Consider the following 19,054-nt stretch of genomic DNA (forward strand, 5'->3'; position numbering starts at 1 on the left):
TCAGAGGTCGATGATCGGCCATTCCTTCGGCAGTACCTCGCCGAGCAGCTCCCGCCGATCCGTCATGATCGGCACGAGGGGGTGGGCGGCGGCATCCATCGCCAGCTGGGCTAGGTCGGTGTGCCCGGCCATTCGGCGTGACCATCCGCCGAGAAACGAGCACATGTTCGGCTCGACCGGGGTTACCCGGATGTGCGGCAACGCGGCGAGCACTTCGAGCATCTCCCACTGGCCGGGAGTGGCCTCCTGGTGCGCACGGACGAGGCAGAGCGCCGGCACCAGCACGTGAACGCCATAGTCGGCGGCTTCCGCGATGCGGTGACCGACGTCCCGTGCCGACGACGAATAGGCCAGCAGGGCGGTCGCATCCAACGCCAAGCCGTAGTCCGTCACCGGCTGGCTCTCGCGCGTGCCGCCAGGACCTCGGCCTGGAGTTGGGCCGCCTGTTCGCGCAGTTCGGGTGTGATGCTCGCCCTCAGCTGCTCCATCTCGGCGTGTACCCGCGCTACTCCCTCATCCGTGATCTCAAAACCGACCTGCCGAAGGATCTCGCGCGTCTTCTCCCCGGCCACCCGCCGTCGGAGGGATTCCGCGACATAGGCAGAGGCGTTCGGCTCCTCAGCCAGCCGATCTGCAAGATCATCGGGCAGGCTGATGGTGATCTTCTTGGTCATACCTAAACCGTAATTTGCCTTACCGGCTCGGGCAAGGAAGCGCGTCCGCGTACTCCTGGGGCGGGGTGATGTGGGCGAAGCGCGCCGTACCTGTCAGGATTGACGATGGCGTGCGCGCGGCCGGCTCCCGGCCGGCGGCGGCGGGCGGTCCTCGCAGCCCGCGCCGCGCCGCCGATCAGCGACAGCAACCGACGGAGGTAGCCCGCACCGTGGCCCAGTACATCTACGTTCTGGAAAAGGCGCGCAAAGCGCACGGCGACAAGGTCGTGCTCGACAACGTCACGTTGAGCTTCCTGCCGGGAGCCAAGATCGGTGTGCTCGGTCCGAACGGCGCCGGAAAGTCCAGCCTGCTCAAGATCATGGCAGGGCTGGACAAGCCGAGCAACGGCGAGGCCCGACTCATGCCCGGCTACACCGTCGGCATGCTCGCCCAGGAGCCCCCGCTCAACGAGGCCAAGACCGTGCTCGGCAACGTCGAGGAGGCGGTCGCCGAGACCAAGGCCAAGCTGGAGCGGTTCAACAAGATCGCCGAGCAGATGGCCACCGACTACTCCGACGAGCTGATGGAGGAGATGGGCAAGCTCCAGGAGGAGCTCGACCACCTCGACGCCTGGGACGTCGACTCCAAGCTCGAACTGGCCATGGACGCGCTGCGCTGCCCGCCACCGGACGCCGACGTGACCCAGCTCTCCGGCGGTGAGCGTCGCCGGGTCGCGCTCTGCAAGCTGCTGCTGGAGGCGCCCGACCTGCTGCTGCTCGACGAGCCGACCAACCACCTGGACGCGGAGAGCGTCTCCTGGCTGGAGCAGCACCTGGCGAAGTACGCCGGCACCGTCATGGCGATCACCCACGACCGGTACTTCCTCGACAACGTGGCCGGCTGGATCCTGGAGCTCGACCGCGGCCGGGCCATCGGCTACGAGGGCAACTACTCCACCTACCTGGAGAAGAAGGCCGCCCGGCTGGCCGTCGAGGGTCGCCGTGACGCCAAGATGAAGAAGCGCCTCACCGAGGAACTGGAGTGGGTCCGCTCCAACGCCAAGGCCCGGCAGACCAAGTCCAAGGCCCGCCTGGACCGGTACGACGAGATGGCCAACGAGGCGGAGAAGACCCGCAAGCTCGACTTCGAGGAGATCCAGATCCCGCCGGGCCCGCGCCTGGGCAGCACCGTGATCGAGGCGGTCAACCTCAGCAAGGGCTTCGGCGACCGGCTGTTGATCGACAACCTGTCGTTCTCGCTGCCGCGCAACGGCATCGTCGGCATCATCGGCCCCAACGGCGTCGGCAAGACCACCCTGTTCAAGACCATCGTCGGGCTGGAGGAGCCGACCGGCGGCCAGGTCCGGGTCGGCCCCACCGTCTCGCTGTCCTACGTCGACCAGAACCGCGAAGGCCTCAACGGCGACAAGACCGTCTGGGAGGTCGTCTCCGACGGGCTGGACTACCTGATGGTGGGCAAGGTCGAGATGCCGTCACGGGCGTACATCGCCGCGTTCGGCTTCAAGGGACCGGACCAGCAGAAGCCGACGAAGGTGCTCTCCGGCGGTGAGCGCAACCGGCTCAACCTGGCGCTGACCCTGAAGATCGGCGGCAACGTCATCCTGCTCGACGAGCCGACGAACGACCTGGACGTGGAGACGCTGTCCAGCCTGGAGAACGCGCTGCTGGAGTTCCCCGGCTGCGCCGTGGTCATCTCGCACGACCGGATGTTCCTGGACCGCGTCGCCACGCACATCCTGGCCTGGGAGGGCGACGACCAGGACCCGTCCCGGTGGTTCTGGTTCGAGGGCAACTTCGAGGCGTACGAGAAGAACAAGATCGACCGCCTCGGCGCGGAGGCTGCCCGGCCGCACCGGGTGACCTACCGCAAGCTGACCCGCGACTGACCGGCCGAGAAGGTGTCTGACCGCTTCGTCTACCACTGCACCCTGCGCTGGTCCGACCTGGACGCGTACGGCCACGTCAACAACTCGCGCTTCCTCACGCTGTACGAGGAGGCGCGGGTGGCGTTGATGTTCGCCGGGGGCCGGGCCTGGGGCGTCGGCTCGTTCGCCGACGGGGTGGTGATCCGCCGGCACGAGGTCGACTACCTGCGCCCGGTCGACTACGCGCTCGGCCGCGCCACCGCGGAGGCGGCACCCACAGTGCGGATCGAGCTGTGGGTGGAGGAGATCCGGGCCTCCCGGTTCACCGTCGCCTACGAGTTGTACGACGGTGAGGTGCTGGCCAGCCGGGCCCGCTCGGTGCTGGTGCCGTTCGACCTGACCCGCCAGGTGCCCCGGCGGATCACCAGCGAGGAACGGGACTTCCTGCTCACGTACGCGCCGCAGGGCGGTGTGGCGTGACCCGGCCGGGCACCGCCGAGCCGGGCCGGACGGCCGCGTCCACCCACGGTGTCGCCGGGGTGTCGGACGCGGGCGCCTTCCTGGCCCGGCTGGTCCGGTTGGATCCGGTCGCGCTGGTCCGGCTGCGGCCGGCCGGCGCACCGGGCCGGGTCGCCCTGTGGGCCCGGCTGCCGTGGCAGGTCCTGGTGGTCCGCACTGTTACCGGTGGACCGACCGACGGCGTCGCGGAGGACGTCACGGTGGCGGCCACGGAGCTGCTCGCCGAGCTGGAGCGGGGCGGGGCGGCACTGCCGACCCGCCGGGACGCCCAGTGGCGCTGGCCGCTGCCGCCGACGGGGAGCCGCCAGGTGGAGGCGCTGCCCGTCGCCGAGTTGCGGCGGATCGCCGACGCGGCGGCGGGCACCCTGCGGACGGCGAGCGAGCAGGGTGTGGCCGGCCGTGCCGTGGGCCAGCGGGTCTTGCGTGACGCGCTGCTCGACCACGTGGCGGTGCTGATCACCCCGGACGGGACGCCCGCCGCGCCGGTCGAGGTGCCGCAGCGGCTGGTGCAGGGGGTGGTCCGGATGGGCTTCCTCGGCGCCGCCCACGGCTCGCCGGCCGGCGAGGGCGGAAACGCCGTTCAGGTACGGGTGGCCGGTCGTTGGGTCGGCCTGGTGGGACCGCACGGAGCGGCGTGGTTGCAGAAGGCCACGGATCTTGCCGTGACACCCCTGAGCGCTCGTCCGAACGGATGACCCCGGGTCATTCTTCTGGTCAGGGGCGGTCGTTGGGGGGGTGCTTCAACCCGGCTGTCCGGGTACCGTCCATCCTCGGATCCAACGCACCGTAGGCGACTGGATCCGCTGGGGAGTGAGGTGCGCGAGCGATGCCGTGGTGGTCATGGCGCCCCGGTCCCGCCGACGGCGGCGATCCGGAAACCCGAAGCGGGGTCACAGTCGATAGCGCGGTCCGGATCGGGCCGCCCAGCCCCCGTCAGCCGGGGGACGACTGCCCGTCCAACGAGCGGCCCGTGCTGACCGAGATGCCCGCCACCGTCGAGCCGGTGAGTCTGCGCCGGGTCTGTGACGCGCTCGATCTGCTCGACGTGCGTTACCTGGCCGACGGCGACGGCAACCTGCTGGCGATGTGGGAGCGGCACGCGGTGCTGGTCACCCTCGAAGGGCCGGAGGACGAGATCCTGGTCATGCGGGCACGTCCGCACGCCACGGTCCCGCCGGACTGGGCCGACCGGGCGTACCGGGTGGTCAACGAGTGGAACCACACCCGCCGGTTCTGCAAGGCGTACATCGGTGACCCGACCGAGCGCGGTCAGCTACCGATCTACGCCGAGCTTCAGGTGCCCCTGGGCGCCGGCACCCACGACGCGCTCCTGGTCGAGATGCTCGACTGCGGCGCGGCGGTAGCCACCAGCTTCGTGGACTGGCTGCACGACGAGGGCGCGCTGCTCTGACGCCGCTGCGGGCGGGCTGGGTCAGCCGCCGTTGGCCGGGTCGTCCTCGACGTTGACCATGAAGTACGCGGCCCGCTCCAGGTAGTCCCAGAGGGTGCCTGCGATCTCCGGCTCAAGGTCGAGCCGGTCCACGGCGCGACGCATGTTCCGCAGCCAGGCGTCCCGTTCGGCCGCGCCGATCCGGAACGGCGCGTGGCGCATCCGCAGCCGCGGGTGCCCGCGCTGAGCGGAGTACGTGTTCGGCCCGCCCCAGTACTGCATCAGGAACAGTGTCATCCGGTCCGCGGCCGGGCCCAGGTCCTCCTCCGGGTACATGGGTCGCAGCAGGGGGTCGTTCGCGATGCCGGCGTAGAACTCGTCGACCAGCTTGCGGAAGGTGGGTTCGCCGCCGACCGCTTCGAAGAGGGTCATCGACGCACCGGGACGGTCGGATTCACCTGCGGAAGTCACAGTTCCATCCTGCCAGGTGCGTCAGGTGCCGACCCGACCCGCACGGCGTGCGTCGGATCACGCCGCGTCGACCCCGAATATCGGGCACCCGCCCTGCACGGCTGGCGGTCGGTTCGACGCTCAGGTGACAGCGTGCCGGCGGTGGCCGTCACCGGCATGCGGGTCGGACGCGCCCGCCGCCGGGCGGTCGCCGGCCGGGTCGCCGAGCCCGGAGGGCGGCGGATCGGCGTTGGCCAACGCGGCGGCGGTGATCGCGTCGTCCACCGTCTGCCGATCCGGCCAACGCAGCGTGGCCACCGCCATCAGCACCACCCCGGCTGCGCTCCAGACCCCCACCACGATCGGAATGGGGAACCGTTCGGCGAGCAGCCCGGTGACCAGCACCGAGAGGCCCTGGATGACCTGTATGCCAGTGGCCATCACCCCGAAGGCGCGAGCGCGGAAGCCGTTGGGCAGCGCCTGGACGAACAATCCGTTGGCCATCGGCATCATGCCGGCGACCGCGAACCCGCAGAGCGCGGCGAGCAGCGCGACCACCAACGGCGGGGGGTCGAGTAGCACCGGCACGAGCACCAACGGGGCGAGCACCGCGAGCGGCCGCATCAGCTTCAGTCGGCGAGCCGGCCCGAACAGCCGACTCACCAGCAACCCACCGAGGATGAAGCCGATCGGGTTGGCCACCATGATCGCCGCTTGGGCGGTGCCCGCGCTCACCGCGCCACGGCCCTCCTCGTTGGCCCAGGCCGCGGCCAGGCCCTCGGGAACGATCGAGAAGAGCATCGAACTGAAAACCAGCACCGCGATGGCCCGTAGCACCGGGGTGCGGAACACGATGCCGAACCCCTGCCGAGTCTCGCGCAGCAGGTGGCTGCGGTGCTCCGGGTGCATCACCGGCGGGCGGTGGCGCACACCGAGGCGAACCAGCAGAGCCGAGAGACCGAACGTGACCGCGTTGAACAGCAGCGCCGCCTCCGGGTCGACGGCGGCGACAGCGGCGCCGAAGACGTACCCCACGACCTGGGCGGCCTGCCCGACGCTGCTGTTCAGCGACAACCCCAGCACCAGTCGGTCCCCGGTGAGCAACTGCGGGATCAGCGCGGACTTCGCCGCCTGGCTTGGCGGGTTGGCGAGTGTGGAGGCGAAGATGAGCACCAGCACCGCCTGGTACGGCAGGCCCGGAATGGCGATGAGCAGCATCAGCGCCATCCGGATGAGGTCGCACGCCACCATCACCCGTCGGAACGGGTACCGCTCCGCGAGCGCGGCGAGCACGGGACCGCCGAGCAGCCAGGGCAGGAAGCTGACCGCGAAGGCAGCCGCGGACAGCGCGACGGACCGGGTCTGCTGATAGACGAGCAGGGTGACGGCGGCCTTCGCGACATAGTCGCCGATCCAGGAGAGAGCGCCAGCCACGAACACAGCACGAAACTCGTGCTGGGCGAAGACTTCGCGGAATGTGGCGGGGCCTTCCGCAGAAGGTCGCTCGTCAGGCACCGTCGCCTCCATCGGCCCCGGCTCAGCCGCTCGTGGCAGCCCGGCCGGAAGCGCTCGTCAGATCTACGGATCAGCGAGGATGTGATCACGCTTTGGTGGGAACGCGTGCTCCGGATTCTGCCCGATCGTCTGACAACTAGCTAGGTCGAACGGGCCGTTCGTCGCCTCCCCGACTGAACGAACGGACGATACCCGAGGGGCCGGCCGGCCCGCGACCCCTGAATTGCCGGACAGTGTCGACGGTGTCAGGTGGCGCCGCCCTGACCGGTCTCGCCCTCGGACAACGGCCGGGTCGACAGACCGGGATAGATGCGGGCCGCGGCGATCTGCGCGGTGATCCCCGAATTCTCCAGCGCCTCGGCGAGACGCCGACGCAGTTCCCGGCCCACCGCGAACTGCCCGTCAGCTGTCGTCTTCACCACCGTGCGGATGACCGCGCCGTCCACCGTCACCTGCTCGACACCCAGCACCTCGGGCGCCTCCACGATCTCCGGTGACAGCTCCGGGTCCATCGCGACCGAGGCGGCAGCTGTCCGTAGCACCGCGGTGGCCTCCTCGGTGCTGTTGAAACCGATGGGCAGGTCCACCACCACGAGGGCCCAACCCTGGCTCTTGTTACCCACCCGGATGATCTCGCCGTTGCGGATGTACCAGAGCACGCCGCGGCCGTCGCGCACAGTGGTGACCCGCAGGCCGACCGACTCGACCACGCCCATCGCCTCGCCCAGGTCGACGTTGTCACCCACGCCGTACTGGTCCTCGATCAGCATGAACAGGCCGGCGATCAGGTCCTTCACCAGGCTCTGCGCACCGAAGCCCAGCGCGACGCCGGCGATCCCCGCGCTGGCCAGCAGCGGAGCCAGGTCGAAGCTGAACTCCCGCAGGATCATCAGCAGCGCGATGCCGAAGACGAACGCGGTGGTCAGGCTGCGCAGCACCGACCCGATCGCCTCGGCCCGCTGCCTCCGTCGTTCGGGCACGAACTCGGCAGGGTCGACGGCGGCGGTGGGTACCCGCTCGCGCAGCGGCCGCAGCATCGTCGGCACCGCACCGTCGGTGGTCGTTCGAACCAACCGGTCGATCGTCCGGTGCAGCGCCCAGCGGGCCACCATCGCCAGTGCCAGGATCAGCAGCACCCGAAGCGGTTTGAGCAGGATCCAGTAGCTTCCCTCGGCGAACCAGGCCGACCCGGTGATCCGGTAGATCCACTCGCAGGAGGTGCTGCCCTGGCAGCTCACCGAGACGGCGTCGGACAGGGCTAGGGGCGTCACGCTGGGGGCACTCACCCTGTCTTCGTACCGCAAGGGGCCCGAGCGCCCGTCGCCGACCCACCGGCCGGGTGAGACCTACCGTCGAGGGCAGGACGTCCGCTGCCTGTTGCTCACCCTCTCCGGGGCAACGCGGCGCGCAGCCTTTCGTACTCGGCCTGACTACCGATCGCCGCCCGGTGTTCGGGGTGGGCGACGTAGTGCCCGATGACCGCGGCGAGGAACCCCGCGTCGACGATGTCCGTCCGCAACGCCCCCCGGCTCCGCGGAATGCCGCGTCGCCGAACCAGCCGGGGTTCTGTGATCCTCATCGGGAGCCACTGGCGGCGGTCAGCAGCCGGGGGGATCTGCGGGGCCAGGAGGGCCTCCCACGGCACGGTGAGCGAGCCCAGCGGCCAGGTCTGCCGTACCCCGGACGGATGCAGCCGCACCCCGTGACCCCGCCACGCCCACGTCACCAGCAGCGCGGCCAGGACGATCCAGAGAACATCGAGAACCACGTCGAACGTCGACAGGGTGCCCTGTCTGGACGAGCGCAGCATCGCGTCGACGCGGGTGGACGCGGGCCCGAGGTAACCCAGGGCGAAGAGCACCGTCCAGGCGGGCCCGGGTGTGGCGAAGGCCGGGATCTGCGTCCACACCACGAAGTAGGCCGGACGGACCCCCATGATGACGATCGCCAGGATCAGCGCCGCCAGGGAGATGAGGATCAACAGGCGCTGCCCCACGACGGACGTAGGCCCCGAGGCTACGGCGTTTACGCCGACCAGGAGAAGCCCAAGTGCCAGGACGACGTGCCGGTGGCGCACGATCGCGTCGGCAAGCTTGTCGATCATGCCGCTGACCATAGGGGTGGATGGCTGCTGGACCTGTCGGCCGATCGGTCGAGGCTGAGCGCTGGAGCGTCGTACCGAGGTGGCTGGTGAGACCGGTGGCGATCAGGCGGCCGGCGCGGGCCCGGCACCGGTGGGACCGGCGGCGGGGTGCCACACGTCAGTGTCCGCCCAGGCTGGAGCAGTTGCCCGTCCCGGCGTGGGTGATCCGCTTACCAGAAGAGAGATTAGTACGTGCAATCCGGGGTCCGATCAGGGACTATTGGCGCAACGGACGTCGGTGATCGGCCCGGCGTCGACCGTGTGGGCCCTTGTGCCCGGCCCCGGTCGGCGGCGGTCCCCAGCAGCCGCTGAACCGGGAGGGTGAGCGCGATGCCTGACATACGACCCACTGTGGGCTCCGGCGCGTTGGTCCTCAACGCCACCTACGAGCCGCTGTGTGTCGTGTCGGTGCGTCGCGCCGCGATCCTCGTCCTCTCCGCCAAGGCGGTCTGCGTCGCCGACGGTGACGGCATCCTGCACAGCGCCCGGGACGCGCTCCCGGTGCCATCGGTGGTCCGGCTGACGCGCTTTGTCCGGGTGCCGTACCGAACTCACGTCGGGCTGTCCCGCCGGGCGATCTTCGCGCGGGACGGGTGGCGGTGCGCCTACTGCCGAGGCCCGGCCGAGACCATCGACCACGTCTTTCCGCGCAGCCGGGGTGGCCGGCACGCCTGGGAGAACGTGGTCGCCGCGTGTGCCAGGTGCAACCACACCAAGGGCGACAAGACCCCGGCCGAGATGGGGTGGCGGTTACACGCCCTGCCGACCGCCCCGAAGGGCACCGCCTGGCGGGTGCTGGGCCACCGCGCCCCCGACCCCCGCTGGGCCGACTGGCTGGACCTGCGGGAGCCCGAGGCAGCCGCCTGACCCGGCGGGGCTTCGTCAGGTTCCGGATTGCGGGCGGATCGCCCGGCGCGCCGCGCGTTCGTGGCGGTCGACCGCTCGGCGGTACGCGATAGCGAGTAGCCGGTCGATCTCGGGCAGCAGGTGCGGACCGGGCATGACGATGCTGGCGAAGCCGTACTGTGCGTAGCCCGGGTGCGGTACGAGGGTGTCCAGTCGGGCGAAGTCGAACTCGTGCCGGTGCTCATCGAATGCCTTGGGCGGGAAGCCGAACAGCCGCTCGAACTCGGCCCGGCCCAGGTCCAGGTTGAGACGGAAGACGCCGGGGCGGTCAAGCTGTGCGGCCTCGTCGAAGCCGGGCACGTCGTGCTCGACGATGGTGGCGAACGGCTGGCGGCGGTCCGGGCCGACGGAGAAGAACCGGTCGCCCCAGGCCGGCTCGGGTGATCCGTTCTCCTCGCTCGCCACTACCTGCTCGACGCCGGGCAGTGCGGCGATCCGATCGGCGAGCACTGCCGGGTCGACACCGGTCGGGATGTGCAGGATCGCGTCGGCGTGTTCGATGGTGGCCTGGTCCAGCGGGAAGTAACGGTAGTCGTGCGTCCGCTGCTCGGCCGCTGCGATGTCGGACGTCGGCAGGTACCGGGGAAGGTCGGTCTCCTGCTGGAGTCGGCCCTCGTAGGTCGAGGCGGCGGGCGGTCCGATGCCGAGTGCCGGGCTCGCGCCGAGGCTGCCGGCGATCACCGCGTACCGGTCGCCCAGCAACGATGCGACGATCGCGCCGGCGCCGGCCCAGGACACCTGGGTGTCGGCGAGCGTCATCGTGCTCAGGTGCCGCTGCAGGTGCGTGTTGTGCGCGAAGACCAGCGTGGGTCCGCGATGTGCCTCGGCCGATCGGATCGCGAGCAGGTTCTCGGCCATCAGCGCGTCCCGGACCGCGGCCAGGCGGGCGAAACGTTCCTCCTGGGCCAGTGGTGCGGCGGCTGCGGCGTGGTAACGCAGCAACGCGACAGCGGCCGTGGCGTGCACGAACGCCGCCGGCCAGCCCGCTGACCTCCACGGTGCCCGCAGGTACAGCTCGGTCAGCAGGTCGTCGGCGAGCACCCGCAGTCGCTGGGCGTCGGTGGAGCGCCCGACCGATCGCCCCGGTTCCCAGATCGCGGCCGGGTCGCTCCACCGCGCCTCGTCCCCGATCAGGTCGTCGATCTCGGCAGCCCGGTCCAGGTCGAGGAACTGGCAGACCTGGGAGAGGTGACGGCGCGGGCTCGGGGCGCTCTCCAACTCCACCGGGGCGTCGAAGCCGTGGAACGTCAGGCGCTCGGCGACCGGCCGTCCGGCGTTCCACTCCCGCATCCGCAGTAGGAGGTCGCGGTTGGCCGGGGCCGCCCCGAATCCGTGGCTGAACCCTTCGGCGAGCGCCCGGTCGAGCGTCACGGCGGCGACGCCCTGCACGAAGTCGTCGGCGATCAGCCCGGCCGTCCGGTCGCTCTCCACGGCGATCGAGCGGTAACCGTGCTCGGCCAGTGACAGAAAGGCCTCGTTGCGGAGCTGGAGGAAGGCGGACTCACCGTGCGTCGGTTCGCCGAGTGCGAGCAGGTCCGGGGATACCGCCAGCAGGTCGAGAAATTGTGGCATTCCATGAACCGTATCGTTGAACCAGCGATTGAGACTCACGAGCCTTGGAGCGCGGTGACAGCCACAAAACCTTCAAACACGGGGGTACGCAGACCGGTCGACCTCGCGCGCGCCCACGGTCTCTCCGCGCAGGCAGTACGCAACTACGAACGAGACGGCGTCCTGCCTCCGGCCCAGCGCACCCCGAACGGCTACCGTCGCTTCACCGAGCCGCACGCCAACGCGCTGCGTGCCTACCTCGCGTTGATCACGGGCCACGGCTATGCGGCCAGTGGCGAGATCATGAGGGCCGTCAACCGGGGTGAGATCGACACGGCGTTGCGCATCATCGACCAGGGCCATGCCCTGCTCCAGCGCGATCGGGAGACCCTGGACGCGGTCGAGACGGCGGTGGCGACGCTCACCGGAACGAGACCGCAGCCGCAGAGCCAGAAAGCCGTGCCGATCAGCGTGCTGGCTCACCGGCTCGGCCTACAGCCGGCCACGCTGCGCAAATGGGAGCGGGCGGGGGTGCTGCGACCGGTACGTGATCCGCTGACCCACTACCGGCTCTACCGTCCCGACGACGTCCGGGACGCCGAACTGGCGCACCTGTTGCGCCGCGGCGGGTACCGGCTCGACCACATCGCTGGCGTGCTGCGTCGAGTGCGCGACGCTGGCGGTGCCGAACCGCTCGCCGCGTCGCTGCGCCAGTGGCGGCAACGGCTCACCGAGCGAGGCCTGGCCATGCTCACCGGGGCCGCCCGGCTCACCGAGTACGTCGAGGCCGGTCAACCGCCTGAACGCGCCTTGACCAGCGAGGCGAAGACCACCACGTTGTCCGCGTAGCCGGTCTCGCCGCCTACCCACTGGCCGCCGCAGGTGATCAGTCGGAGGCTCGGGCGACTGAAGTCGCCGTACACCTCGTCCACCGGCAGCCCGTCCTTGTCGAACTTCTCCACCGAGTTGACCTCGAAGACCGCCACGCGCTGATCGGTGCGGGTGACCTCGATCTCGTCACCGGAGCGCAGCTCGCGGAGTTTGTGGAAGACCGCCGGCCCGCTGGTGGTGTCGACGTGCCCGACGATCACGGCCGGGCCGTACTGGCCCGGGGTGGGCCCCTGGTCGTACCAGCCGGCCTCCTGGGCGCGGGCCGCGTCCGGCACGGCGATCGTGCCGTCCGGGGCGATGCCCACGTCGTGTACGGGCGCCCGCACGTCGATCTTCTCGATGGTGAGGCTGGTGGGATGGCTGGCCGGCAGTACCGGGAACTTCTTCGGAGGCGGTCGCAGGCCGGCGCTGAGCCGGTCCGGCAGCAGGCTCATCCCGGTCACCTGCTCGACGCCGAGCATCGCCACGATCAGCACCATCAGCGCGGCGATGGCCAGCACCGGAAAACCGGGGCTCGTACCGAAGCGGTGTCGGACCGACGACGGCCCGGCCGGACGCCGCGGTGGCAGCGGGCCGGCGGCCGGATCGGTGGTGGTGACGCTGGCCGACACGGCCTGCCCGGCGACCCGGCGCAGCCGCCCGGAGACGCGGGCCACCAGCCGGCCGGACGCGCGTAGCGCCGGCCCGGCCCGGAGGCGGGCGCGGCGCTCCGGCCGCGCACGCGCGGATCTGCGGGTCATTGGTGATCCGGCTCAGGAGCCGGCCCCCGATCGACGTCGACCGCCGGCCATCCCGAGCACTATCGCGGTGGCCACCAACGCCACGCCACCGAGCACCAGCAGCGAGCCGGTGCCACGCCCGCCGGCCATCCCACCGCCACCGGTCGCCGGGCCCTTGCTGGGTGAGGCCATGTTCAACACTGTCAACGTGGTCGACGCCGTCTGGCCGTTCTCGCAGCTCAGGTCGACCGGGTAGTCACCGGCCGCCTTGTCCCTCGGAATGGTTACCTGCCCGGTCAGAAAGCCCTTGTCTGGTTTGAGCATCACGTGCCCGAACGCGTCGGAGTGCACGTTGGACTGCCGGTTGTTGTTGTCGTTGTCGCAGCTCGCCTTGATGTTGACCCGACTGCCGGCCTGGGCGCTGTTCGGTGTCACCTCGACGAAGACGTTCTCGCCGGCTCGCGCCGGCGCGACCGACAACAGGACGAACGCCCCGACCAGCCCCACCAGTGTCAGTGCGGACGAGAGCGCGCGGTTGATCGTGCGGATTGCCTGCATGATTTCCCCCCAACCGGCGACGACCGCCGGAACCCTCCCCTGGGCACGCGCGCTGCTTTCCCGCTGGCCCGGAGGCAAACCCGCCCCACCCCACCCACCCACCCTCGCGATCTTGGACTTTCTGCGCTGACGAAACGTCTCTCAGCCGACATTTCGCCAACAGAAACTGCAAGATCGCGGGGGCGGGGCGGGGCGGGGCGGGGGCGGGGGGCGGGGCGGGGTTAGCGGGGGCGGGGGGCGGGCCCGGTGGTGGGGAGGGGGGTGACGGGGTGCCAGTTCAGCGGGGAGGAGAGGACCATCGTGCTCGACGGTTGGCCGTACGGGGCGAGGCGGTCGATGACTCCCTCGAACGCGCCGATCGAGCCGGCCGCCACCTTCAGCACGCTGCATGCGTCCCCGGTGATCCGGTGGATCTCCAGGATCTCCGGCCAGTCGGCCACCGCCGGGTCGTGCAGGATGCACCGCGCGCCGTAGCAGGACATCCGGATCAGCGCGACAACGGTACGGCCGGCGCGGCCCAGGTCGACGTGGGCGTGGTAGCCGGTGATGATTCCGGCCTCCTCCAGCCGGCGGACCCGCTCCGCGACGGACGGTGGCGACAGGTGCACCCGGCGGGACAACTCGCTGAAGGAGAGCCGCGCGTCGGCCTGCAACTCGCGCAGCAGCGCCCAGTCCATGTCGTCCACGCTCAGACCTTACTTTCGTGAACCGACTTCGCCTAGTTGCCTTTGGTTTGCCAGGAGAAGGCGGCGAGAGCCGTTGATTCGGCATTCCGCAGGCCGATCCGGCCGCGAGATCATGACGTCGGCTAGTCCGGGGGAGGGAGACGAGATGGTGGATCAGACGGAGCGGCGGGCGCCGAACCGCCGTGCCACGGTGCAGCCGGTGACCCCCGGACAGCGCGTCGCGCAGGCGGAGCGCACCGGCGGTGAGCCGACCCTGGAGTTCGCCGACATGGTGCCGTACGACGCGTACGTGCAGGCCAGCGCCCTGCACAAGATGCAGCACCCGCTCAGCAGCGACCCGGGCGAGATGTCCTTCCTGATGGTCAGCCAGATCATGGAGCTGTACTTCGGGCTGACCTGCCACGAGTTGCGCGAGACCCAGCGGTTGATCCGCGCCGATCAGATCTGGGAGGCGTTGGCCCCGCTGGGCCGAGCCAAGCTGCACCTGGAGGGGCTCAACGCCGCCTGGCAGGGCCTGCGCTGGATGAGCCCGGCCGACTTCAACCGGTTCCGCAATCTGCTCGGTGAAGCCTCCGGCTTCCAGTCGGCGATGTACCGGCAGTTGGAGTTCCTGCTCGGGCTGCGCGACCCGACGTTGATCCGTCCGTTCCGCCGGCAGGCCGAGGTGCATGCCGAGTTGAGCGCCGCGCTGTCCTCCCCGAGCCTCTGGGACGACGTGCTCGCGTTGCTCGCCCGGCGCGGCTTCGACCTGCCCGCCGACCTGCTCGACCGGGACGTTGCCGTCGAACACGACCCGCACCCGTTGGTCGAGGCGGCCTGGGTACGAATTTACGACGACGCCAGCCCGGACAATCACCTGCGGCTGCTCGGCGAGGCGCTGAGCGCTGTCGCCGAGGAGTTCGGCGACTGGCGCTGGAACCACGTCAAGGCGGTGCAGCGGACGATGGGCGCCAAGGTCGGCAGCGGAGGCTCCGCCGGCCTGGCGTGGTTGCAGCGCAGCATGGCCCGGGTGGTCTTCCCGGAGCTGTGGTCGGCCCGCACCGCGATGTGACCGGAGAGCGAGACATGCAAACCCCAGAACAAGAGGCGCACCGCCGTGACGAGGCCGACCCCGGTCACCGGCACCTGTTCCACGTGCCGCCGGCCGACGGCGGCGAGCACAGTGAGTCGGCGTACCTGGCCGGCAACTCGCTCGGCCTGCAACCTCGGGCCACCCGCGACGAACTCCTGGCCGACCTGGACGCGTGGGGGCGGCTCGGCGTGGAGGGTCACCTGGAGGCGGAGCGCCCCTGGCTGCCGTACCACGAGTTGTTGACCGGGCCGGCCGCACGACTGGTCGGCGCCCGGCCCGCGGAGGCCGTGGTGATGAACTCGCTCACCGTCAACCTGCACCTGCTGATGGTGAGTTTCTACCGACCGGCCGGCGCGCGCACCCGCATCGTCATCGAGGACGCCGCGTTCCCCTCGGACAGTTACGCCGTGCGCAGCCAGGCCCGGTTTCACGGCCTGGACCCGGACGACGCGGTGGTCCGGTTGCGTCCGCGCGCGGGTGAGGACGCCCTGCGTACCGAGGACGTGACCGACTACCTGGCCGCCGAGGGGGACCGGGTGGCGTTGCTGCTGCTCGGCGGGGTCAACTATCTCACCGGTGAACTGCTGGACATCCCGGCGATCACGGCTGCCGGCCGGGCCGCCGGCGCGGTGGTCGGTTGGGACCTGGCCCACGCGGTGGGCAACGTGCCGCTGGCCCTGCACGACTGGGACGTCGATTTCGCCGCGTGGTGCTCCTACAAGTACCTGAACTCCGGCCCGGGTGCGCTGGCGGGCGTCTTCGTGCACGAGCGGCACCTCGGCGACGCGAACCTGCCCCGGTTCGAGGGGTGGTGGAGCACCGCGGCGGCCACCCGGTTCGAGATGACGCCGGTGTCCCGGCCACCGGCCACTGTGGAGGCCTGGCAGATCTCCAACCCGCCGATCTTCGCGATGGGCCCGGTGCGTACCTCACTGGAGCTGTTCGACGCGGTGGGGATGACCGCGCTGCGCGTGCGCAGTCAGCGCCTCACCGGCTGGCTGGAGTCACTGCTCGACGAGGTGACAGTCGGCCGGCCGCTGCGGGTGGTCACCCCGCGCGACCCGGTCCGCCGAGGCTGCCAGCTCTCCGTGCGCATCGGCTCGGGCAGCGCCGCCGAGCTGACCAAACGCCTACGGTACGAACACGGGGTCATCGCCGACGCCCGCGAACCCGACGTCGTGCGGTTCGCTCCGGTGCCGCTCTACTCCACGTACCTCGACTGTTGGCGGGCCGCCGCCGCGCTCGCCGCCACGGTGGGGGCGACCTCATGACCGCGCGACGTGACGAGATTGCGATCATCGGTGCCGGGCTGGCCGGCTGTCTGGCGGCCTGCTTCCTGGCCCGGCGTGGCTACCCGGTGGCCCTCTACGAGCGCCGCTCCGACCCGCGCGTCGGCACCGCCGAACGCGGTCGGTCGATCAACCTGGCGCTCTCCGAGCGCGGCCTGGACGCGTTGCGCCGCATCGGGCTGGCCGAGCAGGTGATGACCGACGCGCTGCCGATGCGCGGCCGGATGATCCACCCGGTCGAGGGCGAGCAGCAGTTCCAGTCGTACAGCGCGGCCGGCGACCGGGCGATCAACTCGATCAGCCGGGGTGCGCTGAACAACGCCCTGCTGGACGAGGCCGCAGCGCTGCCGGGCGTGCGGGTCGTCTTCGACCACCGGCTGGTCGGGCTCGACCCGACCGACGGCGCCCTGAGCTTCGAGACCCCACAGGGCCCGGTCGCGGCGAAGGCGTCGGTAGTGCTGGGCGCCGACGGCGCCGGCTCCGCGGTGCGCGGGCAACTGCTGGCGTACGGGCTGCTGGACGAGAGCGTGGACTTCCTCGACTACGGCTACAAGGAGCTGACGATTCCGCCGCTGGGCGGGGACTTCGCCCTGGACCCGGACGCGCTGCACATCTGGCCGCGCGGCACCTCGATGATGATCGCGCTGCCGAACCCGGACCGCTCCTTCACCTGCACGCTGTTCTGGCCCAACGACGGCGCCGGCAGCTTCGCCTCGCTGACCAGCCCGGCGGAGATCGAACGGCACTTCACCGAGCACTACCCGGACGTGGTCCCGCTGGCTCCGAACCTTGTCGACGACTACCAGCACAACCCGGTGGGCGTGCTCGGCACTGTGCGCTGCACCCCGTGGCAGGTCAACGGGAAGGTCGGCCTGCTCGGCGACGCGGCGCACGCGATAGTGCCGTTCTACGGCCAGGGCGCCAACTGCGCCTTCGAGGACGTGGTGGAGCTGGACCGCTGCCTGGACGAGTGCGCCGACGACTGGTTGGCGGCGCTGCCGCTGTTCCAGCGGCGCCGACAGGAGAACGCCGAGGCCATCGCGACGATGGCGCTGACCAACTTCGTGGAGATGCGGGACAAGGTCGCCTCCCCGGTCTTCCAGACCCGGCGGCGGGTGGAGCACGCACTGGAACGGGCCCTGCCCGGCCGGTACGTTTCCCAGTACGAGCTGGTGTCGTTCTCCACCACCCCGTACGCGGAGGTGCGCCGCCGGGTGCGCCGACAGCACCGGGTGCTCGGGGCGGTCGTCGGCGGGGCGGCGCTGCTGCTGGTCGGCGCGGTCGGTGCGGCACTGAGCCGAGGGGGGCGGGCATGACCGGCAACTGGGATCCGCGGCTGATGGCCGGCCACGCGCCGAGTGGCCCGCAGCGGTTGCGTAACTTCGTCGCCGGCGAGTTCGTCGACGGCGCAAGTACGTTCGCCAAGGCCAGCCCGGTCACCGGGGAGCAGGTCTTCGAGGTGAACGAGGCGTCCCAGTCCACTGTGGATGACGCGGTGGCCGCCGCCCGGGCGGCGCTGCGGGGGCCGTGGGGCCGGATGGGGGAGCGCGAGCGCGCCGAGGTGCTGCGCCGCGTCGCCGACGAGCTGGAGCGCCGCTTCGACGACCTGGTCACCGCCGAGGTCGCCGACACCGGCAAGTCCATCGCCCAGGCCCGCACCCTGGACATCCCGCGCGGCGCGGCGAACTTCCGGGCGTTCGCGGAGATCGTGGCGACCGCCCCCACCGAGTCGTTCACGACTGTCACAGCGACCGGCGGCCGGGCACTCAACTACGCGCTGCGCAAGCCGGTCGGCGTGGTCGCGGTCATCGTGCCGTGGAACCTGCCGCTGCTGCTGCTCACCTGGAAGGTGGCTCCGGCGCTGGCCTGCGGCAACGCCGTCGTGGTCAAGCCCAGCGAGGAGACTCCCGCCTCGGCGACGGTGCTCGCCGAGGTGATGGCCGCCGCTGGCGTGCCGGCCGGGGTGTTCAACCTGGTGCACGGCTTCGGGCCGGACTCGGCTGGTGAGTTCCTCACCCGTCACCCGGGCGTCGACGCGATCACCTTCACCGGCGAGTCGGCCACCGGCGGCGCGATCATGCGGGCCGCCGCCGACGGGGTGAAGGCGGTGAGCTTCGAACTCGGCGGCAAGAACGCCGGCCTGGTCTTCGCCGACGCCGACCTGGACGCCGCGGTGGCCGGCTCGGTGCGGTCCAGCTTCACCAACGGCGGGCAGGTGTGCCTCTGCACCGAGCGCATCTACGTGCAGCGCCCGGTCTTCGAGGAGTTCACCACCCGGCTGGCGGAGCGGGCCGGCGAGCTGGCGTACGGCTGGCCGACCGACGAGGCCACCGCCACCATGCCGCTGATCTCCCACCAGCACCGGGCGAAGGTGCTCGGCGCGTACGAGCTGGCCCGCTCGGAGGGCGCCGAGGTGCTCACCGGCGGCGGCACGCCCACCTTCGGCGACACCCGCGACGGCGGGTCGTACGTGCAGCCGACGGTCCTCACCGGGCTCGGCCCGGACGCCCGCACCAATCAGGAGGAGATCTTCGGCCCGGTGGTGCACATCGCGCCCTTCGACACCGAGGACGAGGCGTACGCCCTCGCCAACGGCACCGAGTACGGCCTGGCGGCGACCGTGTGGACCCGGGACGTGGGCGTCGCGCACCGGGCCGGCGCTCGGCTCGACGCCGGCATCGTCTGGGTCAACACGTGGTTCCTGCGTGACCTGCGGACCCCGTTCGGCGGGGTGAAGGCGTCCGGGATCGGTCGCGAGGGCGGCGTGCACTCGCTGAACTTCTACTCCGAACTCACTAACGTCTGCGTGGACCTGTCGTGAGCCGT

At 70.9% G+C, this 19,054-nt stretch carries 20 protein-coding genes; 10 read left to right on the forward strand and 10 right to left on the reverse strand.

From position 1 onward, the window contains the following. Both AB0B94_RS20305 and AB0B94_RS20310 read right to left on the reverse strand, forming a co-directional pair. On the reverse strand, window positions 1-393 hold the full coding sequence (locus AB0B94_RS20305; protein ID WP_357282034.1) for a hypothetical protein: 393 nt from the start codon (window positions 391-393) through the stop codon (window positions 1-3). Further along, window positions 390-674, reverse strand: a complete 285-nt coding sequence (locus AB0B94_RS20310; RefSeq protein WP_357282037.1) for a hypothetical protein — start codon at window positions 672-674, stop codon at window positions 390-392. Before AB0B94_RS20310 ends, AB0B94_RS20305 begins: the two co-directional genes overlap by 4 nt. Before the next feature lie 209 nt (window positions 675-883). On the opposite strand from AB0B94_RS20310, the gene ettA reads away from it, so the two are divergent. From ettA to AB0B94_RS20330, 4 genes are all read left to right on the forward strand, one after another. Further along, entirely contained in the window at window positions 884-2,560 is a 1,677-nt protein-coding gene (ettA, locus tag AB0B94_RS20315; RefSeq protein WP_179783536.1) for an energy-dependent translational throttle protein EttA, read from the forward strand. Window positions 2,561-2,572: 12 nt separating this feature from the next. Beyond that, on the forward strand, window positions 2,573-3,019 hold the full coding sequence (locus tag AB0B94_RS20320) for a thioesterase family protein (RefSeq protein ID WP_357202341.1): 447 nt from the start codon (window positions 2,573-2,575) through the stop codon (window positions 3,017-3,019). Beyond that, complete coding sequence (locus tag AB0B94_RS20325) at window positions 3,016-3,753, forward strand: hypothetical protein (RefSeq protein ID WP_357282040.1); 738 nt, start codon at window positions 3,016-3,018, stop codon at window positions 3,751-3,753. Before AB0B94_RS20320 ends, AB0B94_RS20325 begins: the two co-directional genes overlap by 4 nt. Window positions 3,754-3,884: 131 nt before the next feature. Further along, window positions 3,885-4,469, forward strand: a complete 585-nt coding sequence (locus AB0B94_RS20330; RefSeq protein WP_238669065.1) for a YbjN domain-containing protein — start codon at window positions 3,885-3,887, stop codon at window positions 4,467-4,469. Window positions 4,470-4,490: 21 nt separating this feature from the next. On the opposite strand, the gene AB0B94_RS20335 is transcribed toward AB0B94_RS20330, so the two are convergent. The 4 genes from AB0B94_RS20335 to AB0B94_RS20350 all read right to left on the reverse strand — a co-directional run bounded on the left by AB0B94_RS20335 (window position 4,491) and on the right by AB0B94_RS20350 (window position 8,517). Continuing rightward, window positions 4,491-4,880 carry a globin gene (locus AB0B94_RS20335; RefSeq protein WP_357282046.1) on the reverse strand — a complete coding sequence of 130 codons (390 nt, stop codon included), beginning with the start codon at window positions 4,878-4,880 and terminating at the stop codon, window positions 4,491-4,493. 159 nt (window positions 4,881-5,039) lie between these two features. After that, window positions 5,040-6,425 carry an MFS transporter gene (locus AB0B94_RS20340; protein ID WP_357282048.1) on the reverse strand — a complete coding sequence of 462 codons (1,386 nt, stop codon included), beginning with the start codon at window positions 6,423-6,425 and terminating at the stop codon, window positions 5,040-5,042. A gap of 233 nt (window positions 6,426-6,658) precedes the next feature. After that, complete coding sequence (locus tag AB0B94_RS20345) at window positions 6,659-7,669, reverse strand: mechanosensitive ion channel family protein (protein WP_238669081.1); 1,011 nt, start codon at window positions 7,667-7,669, stop codon at window positions 6,659-6,661. Between the two features lie 125 nt (window positions 7,670-7,794). Next, window positions 7,795-8,517, reverse strand: coding sequence for a hypothetical protein (locus AB0B94_RS20350; RefSeq protein ID WP_357282052.1), 723 nt, complete (start codon window positions 8,515-8,517; stop codon window positions 7,795-7,797). Between the two features lie 369 nt (window positions 8,518-8,886). Here AB0B94_RS20350 and AB0B94_RS20355 point away from each other — a divergent pair, with 369 nt between their 5' ends. Further along, the gene (locus tag AB0B94_RS20355) at window positions 8,887-9,423 is read left to right on the forward strand and encodes an HNH endonuclease (protein WP_238685452.1); all 537 of its coding nucleotides are present in this window, start codon (window positions 8,887-8,889) and stop codon (window positions 9,421-9,423) included. A gap of 15 nt (window positions 9,424-9,438) precedes the next feature. Here AB0B94_RS20355 and AB0B94_RS20360 read toward each other — a convergent pair whose 3' ends face one another. After that, on the reverse strand, window positions 9,439-11,034 hold the full coding sequence (locus AB0B94_RS20360; protein ID WP_357282055.1) for a DUF6194 family protein: 1,596 nt from the start codon (window positions 11,032-11,034) through the stop codon (window positions 9,439-9,441). A gap of 54 nt (window positions 11,035-11,088) precedes the next feature. On the opposite strand from AB0B94_RS20360, the gene AB0B94_RS20365 reads away from it, so the two are divergent. Then, the gene (locus tag AB0B94_RS20365; RefSeq protein WP_357282056.1) at window positions 11,089-11,862 is read left to right on the forward strand and encodes a MerR family transcriptional regulator; all 774 of its coding nucleotides are present in this window, start codon (window positions 11,089-11,091) and stop codon (window positions 11,860-11,862) included. On the opposite strand, the gene AB0B94_RS20370 is transcribed toward AB0B94_RS20365, so the two are convergent. The 3 genes from AB0B94_RS20370 to AB0B94_RS20380 form a co-directional block, all read right to left on the reverse strand. Continuing rightward, window positions 11,805-12,644, reverse strand: a complete 840-nt coding sequence (locus AB0B94_RS20370; protein ID WP_357282058.1) for a class F sortase — start codon at window positions 12,642-12,644, stop codon at window positions 11,805-11,807. The genes AB0B94_RS20365 and AB0B94_RS20370 overlap by 58 nt on opposite strands. A 12-nt stretch (window positions 12,645-12,656) precedes the next feature. Then, entirely contained in the window at window positions 12,657-13,181 is a 525-nt protein-coding gene (locus AB0B94_RS20375) for a hypothetical protein (RefSeq protein WP_357282061.1), read from the reverse strand. A 221-nt stretch (window positions 13,182-13,402) separates the two neighbouring features. Further along, the gene (locus AB0B94_RS20380) at window positions 13,403-13,867 is read right to left on the reverse strand and encodes an Lrp/AsnC family transcriptional regulator (RefSeq protein WP_357282064.1); all 465 of its coding nucleotides are present in this window, start codon (window positions 13,865-13,867) and stop codon (window positions 13,403-13,405) included. A gap of 148 nt (window positions 13,868-14,015) precedes the next feature. Between AB0B94_RS20380 and AB0B94_RS20385 the strand changes: the two genes are divergently transcribed. From AB0B94_RS20385 to AB0B94_RS20400, 4 genes are read left to right on the forward strand one after another with little or no spacing between them, the layout of a single operon-like run. After that, window positions 14,016-14,918 carry a tryptophan 2,3-dioxygenase family protein gene (locus tag AB0B94_RS20385; protein ID WP_357282182.1) on the forward strand — a complete coding sequence of 301 codons (903 nt, stop codon included), beginning with the start codon at window positions 14,016-14,018 and terminating at the stop codon, window positions 14,916-14,918. 14 nt (window positions 14,919-14,932) lie between these two features. Next, window positions 14,933-16,210, forward strand: a complete 1,278-nt coding sequence (gene kynU, locus AB0B94_RS20390; protein WP_357282067.1) for a kynureninase — start codon at window positions 14,933-14,935, stop codon at window positions 16,208-16,210. Further along, window positions 16,207-17,544, forward strand: coding sequence for an NAD(P)/FAD-dependent oxidoreductase (locus AB0B94_RS20395; protein WP_357282070.1), 1,338 nt, complete (start codon window positions 16,207-16,209; stop codon window positions 17,542-17,544). The genes kynU and AB0B94_RS20395 overlap by 4 nt, the downstream gene beginning before the upstream one ends. Before the next feature lie 23 nt (window positions 17,545-17,567). Further along, window positions 17,568-19,049: a 2-hydroxymuconic semialdehyde dehydrogenase gene (locus AB0B94_RS20400; protein ID WP_357282184.1), complete on the forward strand. Its 1,482-nt coding sequence runs from the start codon at window positions 17,568-17,570 to the stop codon at window positions 19,047-19,049. The last annotated feature ends 5 nt before the right edge of the window (window positions 19,050-19,054 follow it).

The organism is Micromonospora sp. NPDC048986, assembly GCF_040649335.1.
GTDB classification, from domain to species: domain Bacteria; phylum Actinomycetota; class Actinomycetes; order Mycobacteriales; family Micromonosporaceae; genus Micromonospora; species Micromonospora alfalfae.

Coding starts and splice junctions, on each gene's coding strand:
- AB0B94_RS20310 (WP_357282037.1), bottom strand. CDS start 674: ATGACCAAGAAGATCACCATCAGCCTGCCCGATGATCTTGCAGATCGG.
- AB0B94_RS20330 (WP_238669065.1), top strand. CDS start 3,885: ATGCCGTGGTGGTCATGGCGCCCCGGTCCCGCCGACGGCGGCGATCCG.
- AB0B94_RS20335 (WP_357282046.1), bottom strand. CDS start 4,880: ATGACCCTCTTCGAAGCGGTCGGCGGCGAACCCACCTTCCGCAAGCTG.
- AB0B94_RS20340 (WP_357282048.1), bottom strand. CDS start 6,425: ATGGAGGCGACGGTGCCTGACGAGCGACCTTCTGCGGAAGGCCCCGCC.
- AB0B94_RS20350 (WP_357282052.1), bottom strand. CDS start 8,517: ATGATCGACAAGCTTGCCGACGCGATCGTGCGCCACCGGCACGTCGTC.
- AB0B94_RS20355 (WP_238685452.1), top strand. CDS start 8,887: ATGCCTGACATACGACCCACTGTGGGCTCCGGCGCGTTGGTCCTCAAC.
- AB0B94_RS20360 (WP_357282055.1), bottom strand. CDS start 11,034: ATGCCACAATTTCTCGACCTGCTGGCGGTATCCCCGGACCTGCTCGCA.
- AB0B94_RS20370 (WP_357282058.1), bottom strand. CDS start 12,644: ATGACCCGCAGATCCGCGCGTGCGCGGCCGGAGCGCCGCGCCCGCCTC.
- AB0B94_RS20375 (WP_357282061.1), bottom strand. CDS start 13,181: ATGCAGGCAATCCGCACGATCAACCGCGCGCTCTCGTCCGCACTGACA.
- kynU (WP_357282067.1), top strand. CDS start 14,933: ATGCAAACCCCAGAACAAGAGGCGCACCGCCGTGACGAGGCCGACCCC.
- AB0B94_RS20395 (WP_357282070.1), top strand. CDS start 16,207: ATGACCGCGCGACGTGACGAGATTGCGATCATCGGTGCCGGGCTGGCC.
- AB0B94_RS20400 (WP_357282184.1), top strand. CDS start 17,568: ATGGCCGGCCACGCGCCGAGTGGCCCGCAGCGGTTGCGTAACTTCGTC.